At 63.5% G+C, this 16,997-nt stretch carries 20 protein-coding genes and 1 pseudogene; 10 read left to right on the forward strand and 11 right to left on the reverse strand.

Going from position 1 to position 16,997, the window contains the following annotated elements; genetic code table 11:
* Positions 1 to 23: 23 nt before the first annotated feature.
* The gene (locus JAB4_RS15775) at positions 24 to 596 is read left to right on the forward strand and encodes an XRE family transcriptional regulator (RefSeq protein ID WP_070218743.1); all 573 of its coding nucleotides are present in this window, start codon (positions 24 to 26) and stop codon (positions 594 to 596) included.
* On the opposite strand, the gene JAB4_RS15780 is transcribed toward JAB4_RS15775, so the two are convergent.
* Positions 593 to 1,489, reverse strand: a complete 897-nt coding sequence (locus JAB4_RS15780) for a LysR substrate-binding domain-containing protein (RefSeq protein WP_070218744.1) — start codon at positions 1,487 to 1,489, stop codon at positions 593 to 595. The two genes, JAB4_RS15775 and JAB4_RS15780, sit on opposite strands and share 4 nt — an antisense overlap.
* A 63-nt stretch (positions 1,490 to 1,552) precedes the next feature.
* Between JAB4_RS15780 and JAB4_RS15785 the strand changes: the two genes are divergently transcribed.
* From JAB4_RS15785 to JAB4_RS15795, 3 genes are all read left to right on the forward strand, one after another.
* Positions 1,553 to 3,049: an MFS transporter gene (locus JAB4_RS15785; RefSeq protein WP_070218745.1), complete on the forward strand. Its 1,497-nt coding sequence runs from the start codon at positions 1,553 to 1,555 to the stop codon at positions 3,047 to 3,049.
* 92 nt (positions 3,050 to 3,141) lie between these two features.
* Entirely contained in the window at positions 3,142 to 4,695 is a 1,554-nt protein-coding gene (locus JAB4_RS15790; protein ID WP_070218746.1) for an EAL domain-containing protein, read from the forward strand.
* Entirely contained in the window at positions 4,692 to 5,045 is a 354-nt protein-coding gene (locus tag JAB4_RS15795; protein ID WP_070218747.1) for a hypothetical protein, read from the forward strand. Before JAB4_RS15790 ends, JAB4_RS15795 begins: the two co-directional genes overlap by 4 nt.
* A 2-nt stretch (positions 5,046 to 5,047) precedes the next feature.
* Here JAB4_RS15795 and JAB4_RS15800 read toward each other — a convergent pair whose 3' ends face one another.
* The 3 genes from JAB4_RS15800 to JAB4_RS15810 all read right to left on the reverse strand — a co-directional run bounded on the left by JAB4_RS15800 (position 5,048) and on the right by JAB4_RS15810 (position 8,895).
* Entirely contained in the window at positions 5,048 to 6,400 is a 1,353-nt protein-coding gene (locus JAB4_RS15800; protein WP_070218748.1) for a serine hydrolase domain-containing protein, read from the reverse strand.
* A gap of 102 nt (positions 6,401 to 6,502) precedes the next feature.
* Entirely contained in the window at positions 6,503 to 7,897 is a 1,395-nt protein-coding gene (locus JAB4_RS15805; protein WP_070218749.1) for a serine hydrolase domain-containing protein, read from the reverse strand.
* 11 nt (positions 7,898 to 7,908) lie between these two features.
* A complete protein-coding gene (locus JAB4_RS15810) occupies positions 7,909 to 8,895 on the reverse strand; it encodes a DUF535 family protein (RefSeq protein ID WP_139143636.1) in 987 nt (328 codons plus the stop codon).
* A gap of 191 nt (positions 8,896 to 9,086) precedes the next feature.
* Between JAB4_RS15810 and JAB4_RS15815 the strand changes: the two genes are divergently transcribed.
* From JAB4_RS15815 to JAB4_RS15830, 4 genes are read left to right on the forward strand one after another with little or no spacing between them, the layout of a single operon-like run.
* Entirely contained in the window at positions 9,087 to 9,695 is a 609-nt protein-coding gene (locus JAB4_RS15815) for a hypothetical protein (RefSeq protein ID WP_070218751.1), read from the forward strand.
* Positions 9,696 to 9,724: 29 nt separating this feature from the next.
* Positions 9,725 to 10,159 (forward strand): DUF1801 domain-containing protein, encoded by a 435-nt coding sequence (locus tag JAB4_RS15820; protein WP_070218752.1) that lies wholly within the window; start codon positions 9,725 to 9,727, stop codon positions 10,157 to 10,159.
* Positions 10,156 to 10,707, forward strand: a complete 552-nt coding sequence (locus JAB4_RS15825) for a hypothetical protein (RefSeq protein ID WP_070218753.1) — start codon at positions 10,156 to 10,158, stop codon at positions 10,705 to 10,707. Before JAB4_RS15820 ends, JAB4_RS15825 begins: the two co-directional genes overlap by 4 nt.
* Positions 10,708 to 10,710: 3 nt before the next feature.
* Complete coding sequence (locus JAB4_RS15830; protein ID WP_070218754.1) at positions 10,711 to 10,998, forward strand: hypothetical protein; 288 nt, start codon at positions 10,711 to 10,713, stop codon at positions 10,996 to 10,998.
* 383 nt (positions 10,999 to 11,381) lie between these two features.
* Here the strand turns inward: JAB4_RS15830 and JAB4_RS15835 are convergent, their stop codons facing one another.
* A complete protein-coding gene (locus tag JAB4_RS15835; protein WP_254670434.1) occupies positions 11,382 to 12,404 on the reverse strand; it encodes a DNA-binding protein in 1,023 nt (340 codons plus the stop codon).
* A gap of 221 nt (positions 12,405 to 12,625) precedes the next feature.
* Between JAB4_RS15835 and JAB4_RS15840 the strand changes: the two genes are divergently transcribed.
* Positions 12,626 to 13,642, forward strand: coding sequence for a site-specific integrase (locus JAB4_RS15840; RefSeq protein ID WP_083287104.1), 1,017 nt, complete (start codon positions 12,626 to 12,628; stop codon positions 13,640 to 13,642).
* Positions 13,643 to 13,709: 67 nt separating this feature from the next.
* Here the strand turns inward: JAB4_RS15840 and JAB4_RS15845 are convergent, their stop codons facing one another.
* The 4 genes from JAB4_RS15845 to JAB4_RS15860 form a co-directional block, all read right to left on the reverse strand.
* A complete protein-coding gene (locus JAB4_RS15845) occupies positions 13,710 to 14,081 on the reverse strand; it encodes a hypothetical protein (RefSeq protein WP_070218757.1) in 372 nt (123 codons plus the stop codon).
* Positions 14,082 to 14,163: 82 nt separating this feature from the next.
* Positions 14,164 to 14,526 carry a hypothetical protein gene (locus JAB4_RS15850; RefSeq protein ID WP_139143637.1) on the reverse strand — a complete coding sequence of 121 codons (363 nt, stop codon included), beginning with the start codon at positions 14,524 to 14,526 and terminating at the stop codon, positions 14,164 to 14,166.
* 223 nt (positions 14,527 to 14,749) lie between these two features.
* Positions 14,750 to 15,076 carry a hypothetical protein gene (locus JAB4_RS15855; RefSeq protein ID WP_139143638.1) on the reverse strand — a complete coding sequence of 109 codons (327 nt, stop codon included), beginning with the start codon at positions 15,074 to 15,076 and terminating at the stop codon, positions 14,750 to 14,752.
* Positions 15,077 to 15,165: 89 nt separating this feature from the next.
* Positions 15,166 to 15,504, reverse strand: coding sequence for a hypothetical protein (locus JAB4_RS15860; protein WP_139143639.1), 339 nt, complete (start codon positions 15,502 to 15,504; stop codon positions 15,166 to 15,168).
* A 116-nt stretch (positions 15,505 to 15,620) separates the two neighbouring features.
* Here JAB4_RS15860 and JAB4_RS15865 point away from each other — a divergent pair.
* A pseudogene (locus JAB4_RS15865) lies at positions 15,621 to 15,817 on the forward strand (IS30 family transposase); the annotation flags it as partial.
* Between the two features lie 184 nt (positions 15,818 to 16,001).
* Here the strand turns inward: JAB4_RS15865 and JAB4_RS15870 are convergent.
* Positions 16,002 to 16,454, reverse strand: a complete 453-nt coding sequence (locus JAB4_RS15870) for a PaaI family thioesterase (protein ID WP_070218760.1) — start codon at positions 16,452 to 16,454, stop codon at positions 16,002 to 16,004.
* Between the two features lie 33 nt (positions 16,455 to 16,487).
* A complete protein-coding gene (locus JAB4_RS15875) occupies positions 16,488 to 16,976 on the reverse strand; it encodes a MarR family winged helix-turn-helix transcriptional regulator (RefSeq protein ID WP_083287105.1) in 489 nt (162 codons plus the stop codon).
* Positions 16,977 to 16,997 lie beyond the last annotated feature (21 nt).

Raw genomic sequence — 16,997 nt, forward strand, 5'->3', positions numbered from 1 at the left:
AAAATCCGAATGGAACCCGATATATGTCCACTAAACCAGACGAATTGAACCAGCGCATCGGGGCCCGGGTGCGCCTCGAGCGGGAAAGCCTGGGCTGGTCGCTGACGGACCTGGCGGCCCGTTCGGGCGTGTCGCGCGCGATGGTGCACAAGGTGGAACGCGGCGATTGCAGCCCCACGGCCACCTTGCTGGCGCGCCTGTCGGGCGCCTTCGGCCTGAGCATGTCCGAACTGATCGCCCGCGCGGAAATGCGCGAGGGACGCTTGCTGCGCAAGCTTGAGCAGCCCGTGTGGGTCGACCCGCAGAGCGGCTATGTGCGGCGCCACGTGTCGCCCGCGTCCGACATGCCGCTCGACCTCGTGCACATTACCTTGCCGCCGGGCGCCGTGGTGGCCATGCCGGCCGCCGCCTACGTGGCGCGGCGCCAGCTGATCTGGGCGCTCAGCGGCAGCCTCGTCTTCATCGAAGGCGAGACCCGCCACGTGCTGGACGAGGGCGATTGTCTGGAACTGGGTCCGCCGGCCGACTGCGTATTCCGCAATGAAACGGCCACCGCTTGCACCTACGCCGTGGCCGTCCTGAAGAACCGAGGCTAAGCCAGCGCCGCCGAGCGCAGCTGGGCGATGAAGGCGCGCGCGGCGGGCGCCTGTTCGTGGCGGCGGAAGGCCACGGCGATTTCCGAGCTGATCTGCGGCGCCGCCAGTTCGCGGAACACCACGCCGGGCAATTGCACGCTGGCCATCACGGAGTGGGGCACGATGGCGCAGCCCACGCCCAGCGACACTTCCGTCAGCACGGCCACCAGGCTGCCCGGGCGCGACACCACCTGCGCCGCAAAGCCGCCGCGCCGGCTTACCTCCAATGTTCCCAATTCCTGTTCCGGCACGATGAACGCCTGCTGCGCCAGCGCGGCCGGTGAAGCCGCGTTGACCCCAGCGAGCGGGCTGTCGGCCTGCACGGCCAGCACGAAGCGGTCGCGCAGCAAGATTACGCTGTCGATTCCTTCCGGCAAGTGCAGGGGCGGGCGCACGAAGGCCAGGTCGACTCTGCCCTGGTCCAGCAAGCCGGGCAGGGCATCCATCGCGTATTCGCGCGCGCCGATGCGGATGCCGGGGTGGCTGGCGCGAAACTGCGCAAACTGTCCCTGCAGCACGCCGGCATAGGCGGCCGAAGCCACGTAGCCGATTTCCAGCCGTCCCAGTTCGCCCCGTCCCGCCCGGCGCGCCACGTCCTGCGCCTGCGCCAGCTGCTCCAGCGCGCGCGCCGCTTCCAGCACGAACAGTTCTCCGGCCGCCGTCAGGGACACGGCGCGCTTGCTGCGCTGGAACAGGCGCGTGCCCAGCAGTTGCTCCGTTTCCTGCACCTGCTTGGTCAGCGCGGGCGGCGAAATGCCGAGTTCCGCCGCCGCCCGCGCGAAGTGCAGGCTGTGCGCCACGGCCAGCACGCAGCGGAAATGCCGCAATTCCATGTCTTTGTCTGTATTCACCATGGGTAAATTATAAGGCGCTTGTCTTATAACAGGAAATAACAGCAGCCTGCTTAAAATACAGGCATGAAGAATACCAACTGGACCCTCTATACCTGCTCGGGCGTGTGCGCGCTGATCATGCTCGACACCAACGTCGTCGCCGTCTCGCTGCCGTCGATCGCCCGCTCGCTCAACGCCAGCTTCGTCGACGTGGAATGGGTGGTCAGCGCCTACATGCTGGCGTTCGCCTCGTTTTTGTTGCCGGCCGGCAGCGTCGCCGACCGCCTGGGACGGCGCAAGGTCATGCTGTATGGCCTGGCCGTGTTCGCGCTGGCGTCCTTGCTGTGCGGCCTGGCGTGGACGCCGTTCGTGCTCAACGTGGCGCGCGCCATCAAGGGACTCGGTGCCGCGCTGCTGCTGACGTCCGCGCTGGCCGTTATCGGCCACACGTTTCACGCGGAAAAGGAAAGGGCACGGGCCTGGTCCGTGTGGGGCGCCGCCATGGGCGTGGCCATGACGGTGGCGCCGCTCTTGGGCGGCCTCGTTACGAGCGCCATCAACTGGCGCTGGATTTTCTACCTGAACCTGCCCGTCGTCGCCATCCTGATGTGGCTGGTAGGCAGGCACGTGGACGAGTCGAAGGACGCTTCCAACGCCAGTTTTGATCCATTGGGCGCGCTGCTGTTTTCCGCCGGCCTGTTCTGCATCATCTGGGGTTTGATCGACGCCAGCGTGGCCGGCTGGTCCAGCCATGCCACCATGCTGCGCTTTGCGGCGGGCGCCGCGCTGCTGGTAGTGTTCGTGCTGGTGGAACGGCGCCAGCGCGCGCCCATGGTCGATTTATCGCTGTTTGGCCGGCGCGTGTTCGTCGGCGCCGTGCTGGGCATGTTCGGCTACGCCATCGCCGCGCAAGTGATGATGACGTTTTTGCCGCTGTACCTACAGAACGCCTTCGGCTTTTCCGCCGTGCTGGCCGGCTGCGCCATGCTGCCGTTCGCCGTCGCCATGGTGGTGTTGTCAAGGCTGGCGCCGCGCGCCATGCGGGTGCTGGACGACCGCGGCATATTGGTGACGGGCTTGCTGATCGTCGCCGTGGGCAACGTCGCCACGGCGCTGGCCGCCGCCAGCCTGCAGTACGGCTGGGTGGCAGCCGGCATGGTCGTCACGGGCGCGGGCGCAGGATTACTCAACGGCACGACCCAGAAGGCCATCCTCGCCTGCATCCCCCGCGAACGCACGGGCATGGGCTCGGGCATCAGCACCACCACGCGCTTTGTCGGCATCGTGCTGGCCGTCGGCGCGCTGGGCGCCGTGCTGGCCATGCGCACGGCCGCCTCGTTCGAGAAACTGGCGTGGCTGCACGGCTTGAAAGCCTCGCCCGAGATGATAGGGCGCATCGTGGCCGGCAACGCGGCCGACGCTTTCGGCCAGCTGCCGCCCGCGCTGCAAGCCGTGGCGCAGGAAGCGGCGCGCCACGCCTTCATCGATGGCTTTGCCAGCGTGCTGTATCTGGCTGGCGGGCTGGCGGCCGTGGCGGCGGCGCTGGTGTTCGTGCTGGCCAGGCCGCTGGAAAAAGTGTAACTGTTCAGTAATATGCGCGTGCGCCGCCCGCACTTGTAATATGATGCCATCGAGAAATACATGGCAATCATATAACTATCGCAGGGAGTAGCATGCGCAGAAAACGCATTATCGTGACCAGCGTGCTGGTCGCCGTCATCGGCGTGGCCGCCCCCCTGAGCCTGGCCTTCTATTTGTCGTCCGTGCGCGCCGAGCAGGGCGAGCAGGAACGCCTGCGCCTGCTGGCCGGCTACGCGCTCGAGCGCGCCCACCGTTCCATCGCGTCGGCCGGGCTCGCCCTGCGCAGCGCCGATGCGCTGGACCTGGCGCCGTGCTCGGAGGCGCATATCCTGCAGTTGCGCCGCATCACCATCACCACGCGCAGCATCGACGATATCGGCTACGTGGAAAATGGCTTGCTCAAATGCACGTCCACGGGCATCGAAGAAGCGCGCATCGCCGTCACCCCTGCCGGTTTCACGCTGGCCAACGGCATGGGCATCGATTTCAACCTGCGGCCCGTCGTCAGCGGCGGCAAGCGCATGGTGGGGCTGTCCCACCGCGCCTACAAGGTGCTGATTGATCCCGTGCGCTTTTCCGACGTCATCGTCGACAGCGACATCCAGATGGCCGTGGCCATCGGCAAGCAGGGCGTGCTCGACACCCTCCATCATCCCGACCCGGCCGTGGTGCAGGCCCTGCTCGCCGGCCAGCCAGCGGCGGACGGCCACATCCATGCGACGCTGTACCGCGACGGCTTGACGGCCGTCATGATCGAGCCGCGCAGCAAGCTCAACGACAGGCTGCGGCGCGAACAGCTGCTGCTCTTGCCGCTGGGCCTGCTGATGGCCGCCTTCATCGTCGGCATCGTCGTGTGGCTGTCGCGCCGCCGGCTGTCCTTGCGCGGCGAACTGGAAACGGCGGTCGAGCGGCGCGAATTCTTTGTCCATTATCAGCCGATCATCGCGCTCGACACGGGCGTGTGCGTGGGCGCCGAGGCGCTGATACGCTGGCGCCGTCCCGAAGGCAGCATGATACGGCCCGACCTGTTCATCCCCGTGGCCGAGGAAAGCGACCTCATCCTGCCCATCACGGACCAGGTGATCGCCTGCGTCATCGCCGACATGCGCGCCGCGCTGCTGGCCGACCGCGAACTGCACATCGCCATCAACCTGTGCGCGAGCGACATCGAAACGGGCAGGGTGCTCGACGTGCTCGAACGCGCGCTGGCCGGCACGGGCATCGAGGCACAGCAGATCTGGCTGGAGGCGACGGAACGGGGCTTCATCAACGTGGAAGCGGCCCGCGCCACCATCGAAAAAGCCAGGGCACGGGGCCACGCCGTGGCCATCGACGACTTCGGCACCGGTTATTCCAGCCTGTCGAGCCTGCAAAACCTGCCGCTCGACGCCCTCAAAATCGATAAATCCTTCGTCGACACCATCGGCACGGATGCGGCCACCAGCAGCGTCACGCCGCACATCATCGACATGGCCCGCACCCTGAACATGCTGATCGTGGCCGAAGGCATCGAAACGCAGCAGCAAGCCGATTATTTGTTGGAACGCAAGGTCGAATTCGGCCAGGGCTGGCTATTTGCCAAGGCGCTGCCGGCCTTGGACTTCCTCGCCTTTTACGCAAGCCGCCGCCTGCCATCGCCCACATGAAACAGCCACGCTTTCCCTATTCCCTGCAACCGCTGCGCGTGCCGGGCGGCTGGCACATCACCGTCAACACCCTGTTCGAGGTCGAGCCTGGCCCGGATACCATGCAATGGTTCAGCAGCGCATTGCTGCTGTGGGGCAGTTGCCGCGACAGCGGTTACTGCTTCAATTCGCATTTCGAGCCGGAAGATGATCCGCAGGGCGAATTCGTGCTGGAAATGGGCAAGGTGGCATACGACCGCCACGGCAAGATCGTCCAGGGCAGCGACGCCTTCCTCGGTGAATTTCGCACGCGCAGCAAGGCGCAATTCGTCGCCCGGGTCGAGCAATTCATGCAGGACCCGGCAGCCTAGGGTTACTGCTTGCGCGGCAACACCACGTCCTGCCCGCCTTGCGTGAGCACGGCGCCGGCGATCTTGCCCGCGGCATCGCGCGTAAAGGCCAGGTCCGCCTCGATGGCGCGGAAGAAAAATTGATCTTTCGCGCTGGCAAACAAGGGGGCTGAGCCGACGCCCGTGCCTGCCGCTTCCAGTCCCTGCTTGCCCAGGGTCACCGTCAACGTGAAATCCTTGTCCAATGGATACTCGCCCACGTACTCGGCCAGCGCGGCGCGCGGCAATTCGATGGCGGCCGGCGGCTTTTTCAGCGGCGGCAAGGGCGTGCCGGGCAGCAGGGCGGACAAGCCCAGCGCGTCGATATCGCGCGCCGCGTTCGTCAACACCACCACGCCCCGCTTGCCGTCCGTCGTGAACGCCGCATAGCTGGTGTAGCCGCCCGTCTGGCCGCTGTGCCAGGCGTAGCTTTGACCCTGCCGCTGCTCCAGCAGCCATGCCAGGCCGATTTTCGTCTCGCTGTCCGGTGCCAGCTGCCGCTGCGGCTTGAGCGCCAGCGCATACGGGCGCAGCGGCTTGAACATGTACGCTTGCAGGTAGGCAACCATGTCGCGCGCGCTCGAATATACGCCGCCGGCTGGCGCCACCACGTTCAAATCCCAGGCGGGTGTCGGCTCGCCCGACAGCAAATGGCCGGGCGCCAGGCGCGCCAGCATGCCATGCGTGGGCGTGTTCGACGTCGAGCGCATGCCCAGCGGCACGGCGATGCGCTTTTGCAGCAGCGCTTCATAGCTGATGCCGGCCTGTGCGGCCAGGGCCGTGCCCAGCACGGCATAGCCGATGTTCGAGTAGTCAAATTTGGTGCCCGGCGCGCGGGGCAGATGGTAGGCGGCGAGAAACTGCCGCTGCTTCGCTTCCGTGTAGTCCGCATACGGATTGGCGGGGTCCTTGGGCGCGAAATTGTCGGGCAGGCGCGGCAGCGAGGAATAATGCGTGGCCAGGTCGAGCAGGCTGATCTGCTTGCCGTCGAAGGCCGGCATGGTGTACCCAGGCAATACTGCCGTCACCGGCGCGTCGAGTTTGACCTTGCCTTCGACGACGGCGTCGGCCAGCAGCAAGGCCGTCATGGTCTTGGTGACGGAACCGATCTGGTAGACGGTGTCGGCGCCCGGCTTGGTATTCTTGCCTGCATGCACGCTGCCAAAGCCGTAGACGGCGCTGGTCTTGCCGTCGATCACGGCGATGACGATGCTGGGGAGCATGCCCGTGCGCGTGAGTTCCTCGGCGCGCTGGCGCACGGCGTCGTCCAGGACGGGCGCGGCCAGGGCGGCGCCGCCGAGCAGGCAAAGGGGGAGAAGGGCGAAAGTGGGTGTCATGGGAACCTTGTCCAGGGTGGGCTGTATGCACGCCGGCACCTGGATAAGGTGGCTGGCATGCCCTGGGAAGCATACGGCGCCAACATGAAGGGCGCCTGAGTTTTATGCTACTTTTACCGCTTTGCTAAGGTTTGCGCTTGCCCGGCATGGCCTGGCCGTTCTGGTGCAGGACGACGCCCGTGATGGCACCCTGGGCGTCGCGCTGGAATACCAGTTGCGCTTCGACCACCTTGTAAAAGAAGGTGTCCTTCGCGCTGGCATATACGGGCGCTTCGGGCTGGCCCGTGGCGCCACCAGCAAGCCGTCGGGACCCTGGCGCACGCTGAGGACAAACGTGGGCGCCAGCGCATACTGGCCCGCATATTGCGCCAGTTCGGACGGGGCGATGGCGATTTCCTTCGGCGCCGGGGCATTCGGCGGCGGCAGGCTGCCGGGCAGCAGCACGCCCACGCCCAGGGCGTCGACGTCGCGCGCCGTGCTGCTCAGTACCACCACGCCCCGCTTGCCGTCCAGCGTGGAACCGGCAAAGCTGGCATAGCCGCCCGTCTGCCCGTTATGCCAGGCGAAAGGCTGGCCCTTGACCTGGTCGAGCATCCACGCCAGGCCGATCTTTTTCACGCCGTCGCCATCGCCTTCGCCGACGAGTACCCGGCGCGGCTGCACGGCCAGTTGCTGTGCTGGACTGGCCGCTCGCATGTACGATTGCATGTAGGCAATCATGTCGCGCGCGCTGGAGCGCACGGCGCCGGCCCCCGCGATGGCCTGGAAATCCCAGTTCGCGGCCGGCTTGCCATCGGCCAGGTGGCCGGGCGCCAGCCGCGCGCGCAGGGCGGGCGTCGTCACTGCCGAGCTGCTGGCCATGCCCAGCGGCCGGAAAATGCGCGCTTGCAGCAGTTCTTCGTAAGACATATTGGCTTGCGTGGCCAGGGCCGTGCCCAGCAAGCCATACGCGAGGTTCGAGTATTCATACGCGGCGCCCGGCGCGCGCGCCAGCGCATGGCCGGCCAAAAAGGTGCGCAGCTGCGCCTCGCCATAGCCGGCGTAAGGATTGGCCATGTCCGCCGGCGCCAGGTTGGCGGGCAGGCGGGGCAAGCCGGAAAAGTGCGTGGCCAGCTGGCCCACGGTAATTTTCTGGCCCGTCAGCGCGGGGATGGCGTAGGCGGGCAGCAGTTCGGCCACCGGTTGATCCAGTTGCGCTTTGCCCGCCACGACGGCGTCGGCCAGCAGCAAGCCCGTCATGGTTTTCGTCACGGAGCCGATTTCATACACGGTGTCGGCATCGGGCACGCCCTGGTCGCCGGGCCGCACGCGGCCAAAGCCGTACACGGCGCTGTCCTTGCCGTCGATCACGGCGATGACCAGGCTCGCATGCTTGCCGTCACGCACCAATGTTTCCGCCCGTTCCCGCATGGCCGCGTCGAGGGTGGGCGCGGCCAAGGCGGCACCGCCGGACAGGGACAGGAGGGGCAGCAGCAGGGTGCGTAAGCGTGGAGGCATCGTCGATTCCGTCAGGAAAGTGATTGGTGGGAATACAGCATAACAGCATCACTGGCAAGATAGCCGTTTTGGCAAGATGGTGCGGCGATCATGGCCGCCAGCTGCGCGCGCATGTCGGCGGCCATGCCGAGCAGCAATTCACCGCGCCGGCGCGCATCGGCCCGTTTCTTCGATGGCACCCCGGCCAGATCCGGCACGCGGTAAGCCGCGCAGGGCAAGTGATAATTGCCGTCGCGCATGCGCAAGGCATGCAATTCCTGCCACGCCAGGTCGTAATCGGCGGCGATATGGCGCCGCCGGCGCGCATTCAGGGCGATGCGGTTGTCGTTGCTGATCAAGAACAGGTTGGTGCAGGCAAAAAAATCGCCAAAGTCGCGCAATGCCGTCACCATCAGGTTTTTCGGACGACAACCGTGCAGCGCCCGCGTGGCGTCCTTGACGGCCAGCTTGCCCGCTTCCGAGCGCAAGCCTTGCAGCGCGCCCAGCTGCAGCGAGACGCCATCGGCGCGCGGCACGAACAGAAAGCTGGCCAGGTACAGGGGCAGGCCGTCGCGCGTCAGGCGCAGGCACAGTTCGCCCTCGCGGTAGCTGTCGTGGATGGCCGTCAGCTGCAAACGGTGTTGCGCCCCATCCTTGCCGTCGAACGCGGCCAGCACCACGGGTTCGCGCGCGGCCCGTTCGACCAGCGCACGCGCACCCGCTTGCCACAGGAAGCGGTAATGTCCTTCCAGCAAGGCCAGGCGATCCGCGCAACCGAGCCGGCGCGACGCGTATGGGCGGTAAATCTTGAAGCGCAGGCAGGGATGCAGCTGCGCCAGCGAGTTCAAGCCCGGCATGCTGCCGAGGAAGGCGTGCCAACGCGTGCGCTGGCGGGGAAAGAAGAGCGCGCCCAAGGCCGCTTTCAGGCGGTGGCCGCTGGCGGAATATAGTGGCACTGCGGGTGGCGTGGCGGGCGGCACGGCGGCGCCGTGGTGCAAGGTCAAAGCGATGTCATTCATGGTTCTGCCGGAAAATGGCAGGCGCTGCACAATGAGAGCCTTGCCAATTTGAATGCTACGCGGGCCAGGTGAATTTCATATTAAGAAGCTATTCCCACGGGTATTTAGAGGATGGAAACTAAACATTTGCCTTTTGGCAACGTGGCCGGTTATGCTCGCGTCACTGTGACCCGATGAAATGATTGCACCCCATGAAACTCCGCCATTTGCTTGCCATCCCCGTGCTGCTCGCCGCGCAGGCCGCCCACGCCCAGGACCGCACGGCCGATCTTCTGGCGCCGCTGGCGCAATGCATCAACCGCAGCGAGTTCCAGTTCAAAACGCAGGACCGCTTGCCGGCCAGCGCGACCACGCGCGTCGTCAAGATGGCGGCGGGGGAGCGCCGGGTCTCGACGGCCGATGGCTACCGGCTGATGCTGTTCCGCAAGAGCAGCTTGCCCCTCGCGAATCTGAAGATCGAGCGCAGCGCCGCAGGCCAGTTTGCCGCCGACCGCGAGACCATCGTGGCGCAAATGCAGGAGATGTCGGCCAGCAGCAAGCCGCCGCATCAGGTGCCGCTGGAAACGGACGCGCGCCAGGGCGTGGAAGTGCTAGGATTGAATAACGCCAGCATCGCGAAGACACCGGGCATTATCAGTTTCTATACGCTGCTGCATGCCGCCAGCGGCACGGTCGCCAGCGCCTACGTGCTGAACCAGCCGGCCGACCCGCGCGACTTTGCCACGGACGCCCAATACCAGGCCTTGCGCGACCAATTCATTGCTTCGCTTGCCAACTGCATGGCCGATCCTGCGCAGTAAGACAAGCGCACAGGAAGGAGACGTGAACCATGAAAAAAGCCGCAACAAGTACGCCGCCCGCCGGGGAAGCGGCAGGCACCGAACCGGCAGCCAGCCAGATCGACGCGAAAATCGCCTCGCTGGCGGACTGGCGCGGCAAGACCCTGGCCGCCGTGCGCGCGCTGATCCACCAGGCGGACCCGGACGTGGTCGAAGAAGTCAAATGGCGCGGCGTGCCCGTCTGGTCGCATGCGGGCATGATTTGCACGGGCGAAACGTATAAACTGGCCGTGAAACTCACCTTCGCCAAGGGCGCCGTCTTGCCCGATCCGGCCGGCCTGTTCAATTCCAGCCTGGACGGCAACACGCGCCGGGCCATCGACATCCACGAAGGCGAGCATCTCGATACCGCGGCGTTCAAGGCGTTGATACGCGCCGCCGTGGCCGCAAATACGGCGCCAAAACCAAAACGGACGAACACTTGAGACATTATCTGTATATCTGGCACGACCCGGCCGCGCGCATGCTGGTCGCCTCCGGCATCGAATTCAACGATGTCATCCCCGCGCTCCTGGACGCGGACGGCATCGTGCTGCGCAAGGGCAGCGCCGGGACGCCCAGGAAACCTGCCGGCTACCAGACCCTGGCGCGGCAGCAATTGCCAGCGCTGGCGCATGAAGATATCCATGCCTGGGGCAGCCACGCCTGGGCCGATTGGCAGGGCGCGCCGCCGGCCCCCGGCGATGCGGACGTGGCCGCGATGCTTGACCATCGTGGCGCGCTCACGCCGCCTGCCGCCTTGCGCAGCCGCTTTCTCGCCTTTGCGCACGACGACGGCTGGTACCTAAAACTGTTGTATGCGGCATGGGACGACGCGGCGGCCTTGCTTGCCGGCGCCATCGCGCCAACCTTGGGCGCGCTCGACATGGACGCGCTGCAACGGGGAGGCGAAGGTTATTGGCTGCAGGATGGCGCGGTCCAGGCCGAGCTGAAAACCCACGATATCGACAGCGTGCTGAACCGCCGTTTGTAGCCCATGAAAACGCCACAAGAAAAGAAACACCTCAGTTACGCCAAAGACCGCCGCAATACTTATGACGAAAACAGTAAATCCTCGCGCAAGGCGATTCACGCCGCCAAGGCACGGGCGAATCGCATGGAGAGACATACGCAAGAGCAACTATTGGCGTCCACCCTGAAAGCGGACGACGCCGAGCAGTTGGCAGCGGTCGAGAATCGCGTGCGTGCCACGCCGCCCAGGCGATGGCGCAAGTTTCCCGATACGGCGCTCGGCCTGGTGCTGGCGCGCCGCCGGCCTGCTTGATACTGGCGGCACGGTTTGGTCTCGGCGGCATCCAGGAAAAGATGTAAAAAGCGGGGCACAGGGCGGCTTTGCCGCAGCAGCGGCACCAGGGCAGCCTGGATGGCGTCCTCGAGCGCATCCTGGCGGACGTCGACGCCACGGTGTCCGCGATGGCTGTCCAGTGCGACGGTGCCCGTTTGAAATTGCAGCTCCCGGCGGCGGAAGATGTCTCATTGCTCAGTTGCCAGCGCCAGCAGCGTCGCGTTGATCGGTGTCAAGGTGAAATGCTGTGCGTACTCGTCCCGTCGGCCGTCATCTGGCAGGCGAAATACTGGGGCAAGCCTTGAGCGCTGGCCAGGCCCGTTCCGCGACCGTCATAGAGATCCCATACCATGTAGACAAGCTCAAACAGCGCGTTTCTCCTGGCTATCCATGAGCAGGGCCAGCCTGGCCGCCATGCCGGCATTGTCGCGCAGCAAGGTATCGCGTTCCAGCGTCAGCGCTTCGGCGCGCTGCTGCGCTGCCTGGCTATTTTCCGCCAGCATGTCGAGCTGTCTGTCCTGTGCAGCCAGCGCCACCTTGGCGTCGTTCAGCGCCAGCAAGGCCGTGTCCAGCTTGGCCAGCAGGGCGTCGGCCGAGGCGGCCGCCTGCAAATATTGAAATTCAAACTGGTCGCGCTCGGGACGCACGGTGGCCAGCGCCTCGCGGTCGGCGGCCGCTTCATCAGCCAGGCGCGCGTGTTCGGCCTGCAGCTGCGCCAACCGCATGTCCTGCTGCACCAGGGTCGCCTGCTGGCCTTGCAGGCGCTGCTGCAGCTGCGCGTTATCCTGCTCCAGACGGCTGATCCGTTGCTGCGCCTGCGCCCGTTCCTCGCTGCGCTGGATCGCGGCCGCTTCCTGGTAATGGTCGAACTGCGAGCGCACCTGCGCCAGCTGGCGGTTCAGGGCCGCGATTTCCTCGCCCCGGTCGGCCAGGCGCTGCGTCAGGCCCGCATTGTCGCTGTGCAAGGTCGCCAGCGTGACGGCGCGGAAATGGTGTTCTTCCTTCAGTTGCGCCAGCGCATGCTGGGTGGCGCGCAATTCCTGGGTGAGGGCGGCGCGCGCCTCCGTCAGTTTTAATCGTTCGCTTTCCGTCTTCTTGAGTTTTTCCAGCGCCGCGTCCAGTTCGGCGCGGTTCTGCTGCATGCCCTTTTCCAGTTGCTGCGCCACGTCGCGCTGCTGCTTTTCATAGACGCCGCGCATCGCTTCCATCAGTTCGGCCGGCAAGCCTGACTCCGTTTTCACGGCGCCCGCGCCCTGAAACTCTTCCTTCCAGCGCTTGAGCAAGGGTGCGATGGTGCTCTTGCTGCCCGTGCTGCCCAGCGCTTCGCGCACATTGTCGACCGTGGGATTGCGCCCATCGGCAGTGACGATTTGGGCTGCTTTCATAACATCAGAGTACAGAATGCCGGTCCGGGCCATGAAATCACCTATGAGCGAAATTTAGTAACGTATTACATGATACGTAATATCGCATAATATTACGATATAAATTTTCATCGTTTTTGAAAAATATAAAGCACGATAAGATCGCTTATCGCGTGTTATAGGGGTGCTTTGCATGCTATTCTGTGTGTCTCCCAGTACAAAATCCCGATTTCGCCGCCGCCATGCCCGATTTGCCTGTCCCGAAACGCCGTATCGCCGTGCCCAAAAACGCCGCCTTGGCTCCCGTGCCGTTACGCGGCGCCCTCGTCGATGCCGAGCTGGCCGCGCGCCACCAGGCCTTTTTAGCCGCGGCCACGTCCGACAACACGCGCCGCACCTACCGTTCCGCCATCCGCCACTTCCAGGCCTGGGGCGGGACGCTGCCCGCCGACGAGTCCACCGTCATCCGCTACCTGATGGCCTATGCGGACAGCCTGAACGCGCGCACCCTGGCCCTGCGCCTGACGGCGCTGTCGCAATGGCATATGTACCAGGGCTTTGCCGATCCCGCGTCCACGCCCACCGTGCGCAAGACCCTGGCCGGCATCGCGCGCCTGCACGGCAAGCCGAAAAAGAAGGCGAGGGCGCTGCCGCTGGAAGACCTGGAGTTGATCGTCGCCAGGCTGGCCGCCCTGGGCACCAACAAGGCCTTGCGCGACAGCGCCTTGCTGCAGCTGGGCTTTTTTGGCGCTTTCCGCCGCAGCGAACTGGTGAGTTTGAAGCTGGAAGACATCCGCTGGGAGCCGCAAGGCCTGGTGATCACCTTGCCCCGTTCGAAAACGGATCAACTGGGGGAAGGCATCGTCAAGGCGATCCCGTTCGGCGACGGCATCTGCTGCCCGGCCACGGCCCTGCGCGCCTGGCTGGGCGTGGCGGGCATCGCCGCCGGGCCGCTCTTGCGCACCGTCAACCAGTGGGGCCATGTGGGAGGAAAAGGATTGCACGCGAGCAGCATCAACACGATATTGGAAGGCTGCGCCCGGCTGGCCGGGCTCGATTACGTGCCGGAACTATCGAGCCACAGCCTGCGCCGCGGCATGGCCACCAGCGCGCACCGCGCCGGCGCCGATTTCCAGGCCATCAAGCGCCAGGGCGGCTGGCGCCACGACGGCACCGTGCATGGCTATATAGAAGAGGCGGGGCGTTTCGAGGAAAATGCGGCGGGGAGTTTGTTGAAGGGGAAGAAGGCGGCGGGCTGAGGGCATCCGGCAAGACCTTGCAGTGCGCCTTCAGCGGACATCCATGCGGGCGCAGCGCCCTGGGGGATTACGCAGGGGCTACGTCGACACGCTCAATTTCCAGCTCAGTGGCGGAGCTTAATTGCGCCGCAATAAGAGCGCTCAGATCCACGTCAGCACCGCCGTCGGATACGTCCGCGCAGGTATCGATAATTAGCTGAAAACAGTTGTCGCGTATCTCCCGCGTATCTATATCCGGCGGTGGAGGCGCCAACAGAGCGATTTCCAGTCCAAGCGCGAAGGCGCGATACGCCGGATATTCTTCGTATTTCCCTTCCTCGTCAGGCGAGAACCTGATGCCAAGTGCCTCGGCCAGAACGACAACCGTGGCTTCGAATGGTAACGTTGGCCGAATGTTCAGACAAGCCGTAAAGTAGCTTCCGCTTTGACAATTTCGCATGCAACCTCTGGTGTAAATTTAAAATAGATGATCTCTTGTCACGTCAGGTTTGGACGTCCGCTCCTGGCCGGAAGAAGCCACCTCAAATGCCATACTTGTTGTGAACGGCGGCCTCAAGCTCAGCCTGCGCCAAGCCTCCTTGCTGCCAAAACGCAAAAAAATACTCTGATGTTTCGGCAGAAGCGTCCATATCCATAGGATGCAAGACGCATATGGCAGTTCTTATTTTCAAAACGTCTGGCTCGTCCGATTGATCGCGCCCTTCACTTGCTCGCCAGAGGCGTACGCGCTCAGCAATGACTTCCTCAGCCGTCGCCGCGCCGGTGATGAATCGATTCGCCACAGCGGCGACTGACTTAGCAGCCTCAGGCAATTGTAAAATCACTCTTCCTATCGCCTCAATCATGAGTTGCTGAGCTAAAAATTGCTCGACAGGGTCATCCAAGTCCACCGCAGATGCGATAGCATCAAAAAGTATCTTATTAAGGTATTGTAATCACATTTTGTTTTAACTTTTACAAGTTCGAGTCTCTTGTGAACGTCTGGATTTGGCCGGAGCCGGCATCACAGTTTCTGATATAGAAATGTTGGGCACGTTCCCGCCCCATCTTTGCTAAATTTAACCACCTGAGTCAGCGCAGCGGCGACGTCATGATACTCGGTCAGGGTCAACACCTTGTCTTGGTCGGTATCACGCTCACAGGACAAGCAGCGTTGGATTCGTAGCGCAGAACATGCAACAACGCTTGCAAAAACATATCTGGGCTTGGCCAAAGATATGCACGCTTACGGTCAAGTGTCGGCAGCAGAGCAATCACTTTTCCCTCACCGTCGCCACACTTCACAAGCTTGCCAAGCAAAGTCTCGCCCACATAACAAAGCAATTCGTCAGTCTCTCCGAAGGACGTGACAAACGGCTGTATCGAAATAGTTTCTACTTGTGCCTGAATACGTAGCCAAAATGAATCCGGTGAGAATGCGAACGTTGAGGTCATTACAAATCTGATGAGGTTAAAGTAAGGTACTGGCTGTCTGCTTGTGGCCGGGTACCGACCGAGACATAAAATCCTCCTGCAGCACAATTTCACGCGCAAGAAAATACGTAGCTACGTGAACGCTTCATAAAACCCGCTGCAAGAGGAGCGACGCCATTCGGATTTGTAACAAACTCAAATTTTCTTGGGCAGATTCGCGCAGCTTCGCGTTGCGCGTGAATGAATATGCGCTGCTCAATTGAACCCTCAGTTTCAGCTAGCGCCGGTGATGCTGTCACTACCAACATATGTTTGCCATTACCGAGAGCTTCATGCTCTGCTTCTACACCACCGGTAATGCCAACTGACCCGGTATCTTCTGTAAGTGCGGCATGAGAACAGCCGCCGAATAAAGATATAAAAGCAAGCATGAGGAGCGAATTTTTCATCTTTTCTTATACCTGATGTATTCAATCGTAGATTGCGAGAGGCAGCTTCTGGTTGCGGATTCAATCGGTGGTCGCAACACTCTAACCTAAACGCCTAGGTTACAGGAGTGTTGAAGATGAAACAGAAACCACGAATTTATTATACCGAGAGCCAGAAGGCCTTGATGTGGGAATGCTGGAAGCAAGGCGACTCCCTGCAGATGATAGCCCAGCTATTTGATCGGAATACTCGTCGATACAGCGGATTCTGGCTGAGTCTGGTGGCATACGGCCAGCGCCGCGATGCAGTTCCCGACTGGCGCTGACGCTGGCCGGGCCAGCTATACAGCCTACCATCTTCTGCTGGATATCCCAGCTTGCAGCCGACGGGCCGTCCGTCCGCTTCCGCGATGAGCACCAGCGCGCTGGCGGGCAGCCGTTCCTGCAACTGCGCCGCTGGTCGAATTCGGGTATTGCCTGCAGCACATGCCAGGCTTTCGCGATGCTGCCGGGCCGTATCACGCGGCCGCTTGTTCCCGGGGACGGATGATCATGCAGGTGGCCGTCGCGTGCGCGTACACTTTGCCGGCTTCGTCGCGGATCGTGCCTTCGGAAATGACCAGGTTGCGGCCCGCATTGATGACCTTGCCTTCCGCAAAGACCGTCACGTTGAAGGGCAGGGGGCGGCACATCTTGATGTTCAGGTCCGTCGTGCCATAGCTTTCGCCGGCCGGCAAGACCGTGTGCGTGGCGCAGCCCGTGACCGTGTCGAGCACGGTGGCGGCGAAACCGCCGTGCACGCCGCCCATGGGATTCGTATGGTTTTCATTCGCCGTGGCCGTGAAGATCACGCGGCCGGGCTCGATCGTGTGAGCATCCATGGGCATGGTCTTGGAAATGCCGGGCCGGGGGAACAGGCCTTGCGCGAACGCTTGCATCAGTTGCAAACCTGTCATGTCTTTCGGGTGCATGGGTAACTCCTGTGGTGGTGATGGGGGGATGAATCAGACGTCCTGCGTAAAACGCAGGCGCGAGGCGTGCAGCAGGAAGCGGGCGACGATGGCCAGTTCTTCCTCGCTGAAACCGGCTTTCAGTTGTTCATTCAGGCTGTCGAGCAGGGGCAGGGCATGGGCCAGCACCTCGCCGCCCTTGGCCGACATGTGCAGGGTGCCGGCGCGCGCGTCGAGCGCCGACTGGCCCCGCACGATCAGGCCGTTTTCTTCCATGCGCGCCACCAGGCCCGTTACGGCCGAGTTTTTCAGCTGCAATGCCCGCCCCAGATCCTTCAATTGGCAGCCTTCCTCGCCCTTCAGGGCAAACAGGGCGACCACTTGCGTGCCGGAAAAGCCCAGTTCGCTGGTGAAAACCGCATCAGCCGAGCGGAACAGGTTCTGCCGGGCCAGGTTGAGCAGATTGAACAGGCGCGGCGAACGCTCGCCCAGCTGGCAGGCGGCATCGGGAAGGTCTGGCTGGGGGGAGGTATTGGTACGCATGCGAAGTATACTACTACGTAT

Source organism: Janthinobacterium sp. HH102 (assembly GCF_001758625.2).
Lineage (GTDB): Bacteria > Pseudomonadota > Gammaproteobacteria > Burkholderiales > Burkholderiaceae_D > Janthinobacterium.

Bases quoted from the DNA above. Each gene is read 5' to 3' on its own strand.
- JAB4_RS15775 (WP_070218743.1), top strand. From the start codon at position 24: ATGTCCACTAAACCAGACGAATTGAACCAGCGCATCGGGGCCCGGGTG.
- JAB4_RS15780 (WP_070218744.1), bottom strand. From the start codon at position 1,489: ATGGTGAATACAGACAAAGACATGGAATTGCGGCATTTCCGCTGCGTG.
- JAB4_RS15785 (WP_070218745.1), top strand. From the start codon at position 1,553: ATGAAGAATACCAACTGGACCCTCTATACCTGCTCGGGCGTGTGCGCG.
- JAB4_RS15790 (WP_070218746.1), top strand. From the start codon at position 3,142: ATGCGCAGAAAACGCATTATCGTGACCAGCGTGCTGGTCGCCGTCATC.
- JAB4_RS15795 (WP_070218747.1), top strand. From the start codon at position 4,692: ATGAAACAGCCACGCTTTCCCTATTCCCTGCAACCGCTGCGCGTGCCG.
- JAB4_RS15800 (WP_070218748.1), bottom strand. From the start codon at position 6,400: ATGACACCCACTTTCGCCCTTCTCCCCCTTTGCCTGCTCGGCGGCGCC.
- JAB4_RS15805 (WP_070218749.1), bottom strand. From the start codon at position 7,897: ATGCCTCCACGCTTACGCACCCTGCTGCTGCCCCTCCTGTCCCTGTCC.
- JAB4_RS15810 (WP_139143636.1), bottom strand. From the start codon at position 8,895: ATGAATGACATCGCTTTGACCTTGCACCACGGCGCCGCCGTGCCGCCC.
- JAB4_RS15815 (WP_070218751.1), top strand. From the start codon at position 9,087: ATGAAACTCCGCCATTTGCTTGCCATCCCCGTGCTGCTCGCCGCGCAG.
- JAB4_RS15820 (WP_070218752.1), top strand. From the start codon at position 9,725: ATGAAAAAAGCCGCAACAAGTACGCCGCCCGCCGGGGAAGCGGCAGGC.
- JAB4_RS15830 (WP_070218754.1), top strand. From the start codon at position 10,711: ATGAAAACGCCACAAGAAAAGAAACACCTCAGTTACGCCAAAGACCGC.
- JAB4_RS15835 (WP_254670434.1), bottom strand. From the start codon at position 12,404: ATGAAAGCAGCCCAAATCGTCACTGCCGATGGGCGCAATCCCACGGTC.
- JAB4_RS15840 (WP_083287104.1), top strand. From the start codon at position 12,626: ATGCCCGATTTGCCTGTCCCGAAACGCCGTATCGCCGTGCCCAAAAAC.
- JAB4_RS15845 (WP_070218757.1), bottom strand. From the start codon at position 14,081: ATGCGAAATTGTCAAAGCGGAAGCTACTTTACGGCTTGTCTGAACATT.
- JAB4_RS15855 (WP_139143638.1), bottom strand. From the start codon at position 15,076: ATGACCTCAACGTTCGCATTCTCACCGGATTCATTTTGGCTACGTATT.
- JAB4_RS15860 (WP_139143639.1), bottom strand. From the start codon at position 15,504: ATGAAAAATTCGCTCCTCATGCTTGCTTTTATATCTTTATTCGGCGGC.
- JAB4_RS15870 (WP_070218760.1), bottom strand. From the start codon at position 16,454: ATGCACCCGAAAGACATGACAGGTTTGCAACTGATGCAAGCGTTCGCG.
- JAB4_RS15875 (WP_083287105.1), bottom strand. From the start codon at position 16,976: ATGCGTACCAATACCTCCCCCCAGCCAGACCTTCCCGATGCCGCCTGC.